The 4413-nt window shown below is 59.7% G+C and carries 5 protein-coding genes and 1 pseudogene; 2 read left to right on the top strand and 4 right to left on the bottom strand.

Annotated features, from left to right (window positions below):
- Positions 1 to 182 (top strand): annotated as a pseudogene (locus VMR39_RS19180) (50S ribosomal protein L9); the annotation flags it as partial.
- Between the two features lie 306 nt (positions 183 to 488).
- The gene (locus VMR39_RS19175; RefSeq protein ID WP_325418041.1) at positions 489 to 1133 is read left to right on the top strand and encodes a hypothetical protein; all 645 of its coding nucleotides are present in this window, start codon (positions 489 to 491) and stop codon (positions 1131 to 1133) included.
- Positions 1134 to 1334: 201 nt separating this feature from the next.
- Here VMR39_RS19175 and VMR39_RS19170 read toward each other — a convergent pair whose 3' ends face one another.
- The 4 genes from VMR39_RS19170 to VMR39_RS19155 are packed head-to-tail and all read right to left on the bottom strand — an operon-like array spanning position 1335 to position 3902.
- On the bottom strand, positions 1335 to 1511 hold the full coding sequence (locus tag VMR39_RS19170; RefSeq protein ID WP_179044221.1) for a YegP family protein: 177 nt from the start codon (positions 1509 to 1511) through the stop codon (positions 1335 to 1337).
- Between the two features lie 23 nt (positions 1512 to 1534).
- A complete protein-coding gene (locus tag VMR39_RS19165; RefSeq protein WP_325418038.1) occupies positions 1535 to 2638 on the bottom strand; it encodes an FAD-dependent oxidoreductase in 1104 nt (367 codons plus the stop codon).
- Positions 2635 to 3615 carry an alpha/beta hydrolase gene (locus tag VMR39_RS19160; protein WP_325418036.1) on the bottom strand — a complete coding sequence of 327 codons (981 nt, stop codon included), beginning with the start codon at positions 3613 to 3615 and terminating at the stop codon, positions 2635 to 2637. Before VMR39_RS19160 ends, VMR39_RS19165 begins: the two co-directional genes overlap by 4 nt.
- Before the next feature lie 11 nt (positions 3616 to 3626).
- Positions 3627 to 3902, bottom strand: coding sequence for a hypothetical protein (locus VMR39_RS19155; RefSeq protein WP_325418034.1), 276 nt, complete (start codon positions 3900 to 3902; stop codon positions 3627 to 3629).
- Positions 3903 to 4413 lie beyond the last annotated feature (511 nt).

Below are 4413 nucleotides of genomic sequence, written 5' to 3'. Positions count from 1 at the left end.
CCATCACGGTGAACGTCGCCCGCTCGCCGGAAGAAGCTGAGCTTCAGGCACAGGGCGTCGACGTGATGGCCGACCTGTTCGAAAAGGACGAAGCCGGCTTCACCGAAGATTATGACCCCAACGCGGAACCCGGCGAAATCGCCGTGGAAGCCGAAGAAGAAGCCCCGGCTGAAGAAGCCTGAGCCTTCTGACAGGATCAAACGAGAAAGCCGCCCCGAAACGGGCGGCTTTTTTGTTGGGTCGCGGAGGGGTTGGCCGGTATCGCTGGCTACTGCGCCGATCGCCGCGTGTTGGCATCAATGGATCGTCAACCGTGATCGAGCGGTCGCAGGGCTATCCTTCACCGCCTTACATGATCCAGATTTTCCCCGGCGGAGACGTATAATGGGGGCAGATATGGCAGCGATGGGTGGATTGCGGACAGGCCACTGTTCATGCCATTCTGGCGGACAGCTGACATTCCGGGCTGAGACACTGTGCCAGAATTCATGGGTAAGAAAATCACGCGGGCTGAAGAAAGCGCCCGCATCGCATACAGGAAAGGACTAGCAAAAGCCGTTCGGTCCATAGCGAAGGGGACGGACTGGCGGACAATTGAAGGATGTCTCTTCAAGCAACATTCTGGGTGGTTCGTGAGCGCAACCCCTTCTGTCCACATTTTTGATAAGATCACCACGGTTTCCATTTCCGCCAAGCCGATGGAAATTGATCCCATTTTTTGGGACATGTCAGGCCTACCGGAAAATCAATATGCTCCCCTGTCTTTTCGCTTGAACGGTGCTTGGGTTTGCCGTCCGCCAGCCTTCAATGAAATCGAAATTTCAGAACACCCAGATACGGACGCCGTTGCAAAAGACATACTGGCTGTCGCAAACTCCCAATTACATGCAATCCTAACCTCTTGGTCACTTGATGACTTCGTTCAGCACTGCAAGGAACGAGGGAGAAGCCAGACTAGTTATCTTCCATCGATTGTTGCTGCACTTGTTGTTTCAGCGCGGCATGCCGAAGCGCTGAACTACTGTATTGAGGCCATTGCCAAAAATGAGGTTGGCGGGTTTCTGGCACCAGATGGCACTTTTGCGGAAATGGCCCGAGACTGGTTAGCAGCCCCCCGATCAAGCGTATCCTGAATTGATTGTCTGCTTTCGAGTTGAGTGATGATCAGATGCAGGGGCCGCAAATGGTCGGGTTTGAAACATCCATAGTGGCCTAAAAACCCCGGACGCTCCAAATGGCATCAATGGCGAGCAGTACGCCCACCATCCAAATCCACACCAACGTCGCTGATCCGCCGAAAAGGCGGAACATCAGTCGCCGGTCGGAAGTCCAGCCTATTCGGCTTCCTCGACCGGAGCACCGGGGCCGTTTTTGAGGATCGAGTCGATCGCGTTCTTCGCGCTCGCTTTGGAGGTGTAGCCTTCGGTCCAGAAAATGACCTCGGCATTATATTTGAACTTGGCGACGAACTCGCCGGCCTTGTTCTTCTCGATCACGAACTTATGGGCCATGATTATTCTCCTGGCTTGTTGCGCTACCGAAACCGGTCCGGACAATAAGCGGCGGAATCGATGCTGGCAACCGCTTCCGGCGGCACCGATCCGGTCAGCAGGGCTGCCCCCAGCAGGGCCGCGGCGGGCGCGGTCTGAATGCCGAAACCGCCCTGCCCGGCGAACCAGAAAAAGCCCGGCACGGCCGGATCGAAACCATAGACCGGTGCGCGATCAGGCGCAAAGCTGCGCAACCCCGCCCATTTATGCTCGATGGCGTCGACTCGCCAGTCGACCGCCTCCTCAAAGCGCGCAATCGCCTGCGCCACCGCCAGTTCCTCCGGCGCGGCGTCGCACGGCGGCGACGGCTCCTCGTCATGCGGGGTCAGCCAGATGCGCCCCGGCCCTTCCGGCTTGAAATAGAAGCGCGAGCGCAGGTCCATGATGCGCGGCAAGCCGACGGACGGCATGTCGGACACGCGCAATTGCACCACGGTGCGGCGCAGCGGCGTGATCCCGATCGGCGCGATGCCGCTGCGCCGCGCGACATCATCGGCCCAGGCCCCTGCCGCATTGACCAGCAAGCCGCATTCGATCGTCCCCTCACGCGTCTCGATCCGCCAACCGCCCGCGACAGGCTGCGCGGCCAACAAGGGGGAAGATAGCCTGATCTCGCCGCCCAAGGCGCGGAAGCGTCGCAAATAGGCCTGGTGCAGCGCCGCGACGTCGATATCCCGGCAACTCGCCTCCATCACCCCCAACGTCCAATCCGGCCGCAGCCCCGGCACAAGTGCAGCCGGATCGACGGACCGGAGATCGACCCTTCCGGCAAATTGCGCCAGCAGCGCATCACGGAAAGGCTCGTCGCCCGCACGCCCGATATGCACCGTCCGGCGCAACGACAGGAAGCTGCCCGCATGGAAATCCCGATCCGGCGCCGCAAGCAGCGGTCCTGATGCCGTCGTCAGCGGCTGGACCATCGGGCCACCATAGGTTTCTTCCCAGAAGGCGACCGAGCGGCCGGTAGCGTGATAACCGGCCCTTTCCTCCATCTCCAGAATCAGCACGCCTGCGTCGGCGGCCAGATGCGCGCCAAGGCTCGCGCCGGCCATGCCGCCGCCAGCAATCACGATGTCGAAAGCCGTCAATTCCCAGTCTCTTGTCCAGCAGTCTCGTCCAGAAAGGCGTCGATCCGGTCGAGCGCATCGAGCCGGACCGGATCGAGTTCGCGCAATATCTCATGCGCGGCCTCCCGCCCATAGACATGCAGGCGCGCATTAGGAAGCCGTGCCGCGACCTGCCGGATCGCAGCGGTCGAAACCAGCTTGTCCGTCTCTGCCGCCAGGATCAGCAGCGGACAGGTGACGTGCGCCAGCCCCGGCGCCTTTGCCAGCGATCGAGTCGAGGCGAGCGCCTGCGATACCCAGCTCCAGCTGGGCGGCCCCAGCGCGATCTCGCGGCTATGGTCGCGCCACCAGAGTTCGTCGGCATAACGATCGGGATCATGGGTCAGCCGCTTCTGCCGGATGATCCGCTGCCGCGTACTATCCTCCTTCTGGGTCCAGGCACGCCGTTCGCCCGCGCCGCGTGCCAGCATCATGTGCGCCACCGCGACCGCCAGCCAGCGCGGCAGCGGCGCGCTATGCACGCCCAGCATCGGCGCGACCAATATGGCAGCATCGGGCTGCTCCATGCCTTCAGCCAGCGCACGCAGCAGCATATGCCCGCCCATCGAATGGCCGAGCATGACAGTCGGACCGTGGCGATCCGCACGCCAGTCGGCGGCGAGCGCCTTCAGGTCCGCGATATAATCGGCGAAGTCGCGAATATGGCCGCACAACGGATCGTCGGTCAGCCGGCCCGACCCGCCCTGCCCGCGCCAGTCGAAGCTGGTGACTTCCCAGCCACGCCGCGCCCAATGATCGATCACTTCAAGATATTTTTCGATCATGTCGCCGCGGCCGTTCAACAGCAGCATCCGGCCGCGCGTCCCGTCCCCCAGCCGGTAGCGTCGGATCGCCCAGCCGTCGGGCGCGTGCCAGTAATCCAGCCGCCCGCCCATCGGCCAGGCGCGCCGGTCGAAGGGAGCGGCGGGGAAAGCGGAGGCAAAATCAGGCGAATCCATGCCCTTCATGGTTACGGTTTAGGTGCCTTACCGTTAATTCGGATACCTTGGATATTGGCGTTGATCGCGGTTGGCGCATCAATCGCACAATCAACATTGTTGAAATGCAGATCATTTAACTGCGCATTGTTAAGAAAACCTCCCAGCCCAGTGGGCGCATTGCGGACTTCAACGTCTTTTAGGGTCACGACCGCGTCTGGGTGCTCGATAAGAATTCCAACTGCATCCTGAGAAATCGATCGATCGAGGCTCCCCTCATAATTCCGTTGTGCGCGGTAAATGGTCAATTCTTGTAATCGTTGCACCGGGGGCGTCATCGATGTTGAGTACCGGAGCGTTAGACGTAGAGCTGACATCATCGAGACTTCCCCCTGAAAAATTGCCAATTCGAATGGAGGGTTGTGGAAGCGGGGTGGAAGTCGCCTTAGCTTCCGGAACCGTTTCGAGACCAGAAGGCGCTACGCGCAACGCTTTTATGGACGGCCAAATCGGGATCACCGCCAATAGAATGCCAATTACCACCGCTGAGATTTGTATAACGCCTGGGAGGTTGTTGAAGAAATTACCAGCACCGAGGCTGGCTAGACCAAGACCGACAGCCGAAATTAATCCTCGAACCATACTCATATATCCCCTGCACCATCCTAATTTCATCGGCGCCGTTTGCCTATATGACACACTGATCGACCGGAAAAGGTTGAAAGTCCGATGCAATCATATTGATATTTATCGGACCATTTTTGCATGCCGAAATTCGACGAGCCGCAAAAAACTGCGAAACACGGTAAAGCTTTAGTA

The organism is Sphingobium sp., from assembly GCF_035511395.1.
GTDB lineage: Bacteria > Pseudomonadota > Alphaproteobacteria > Sphingomonadales > Sphingomonadaceae > Sphingobium.
The sequence above is the reverse complement of the archived record's forward strand: the minus strand, read 5'-3'. Positions and strand labels throughout refer to the sequence as shown.

Coding starts and splice junctions, on each gene's coding strand:
- VMR39_RS19160 (WP_325418036.1), bottom strand. CDS start 3,615: ATGGATTCGCCTGATTTTGCCTCCGCTTTCCCCGCCGCTCCCTTCGAC.
- VMR39_RS19170 (WP_179044221.1), bottom strand. CDS start 1,511: ATGGCCCATAAGTTCGTGATCGAGAAGAACAAGGCCGGCGAGTTCGTC.
- VMR39_RS19175 (WP_325418041.1), top strand. CDS start 489: ATGGGTAAGAAAATCACGCGGGCTGAAGAAAGCGCCCGCATCGCATAC.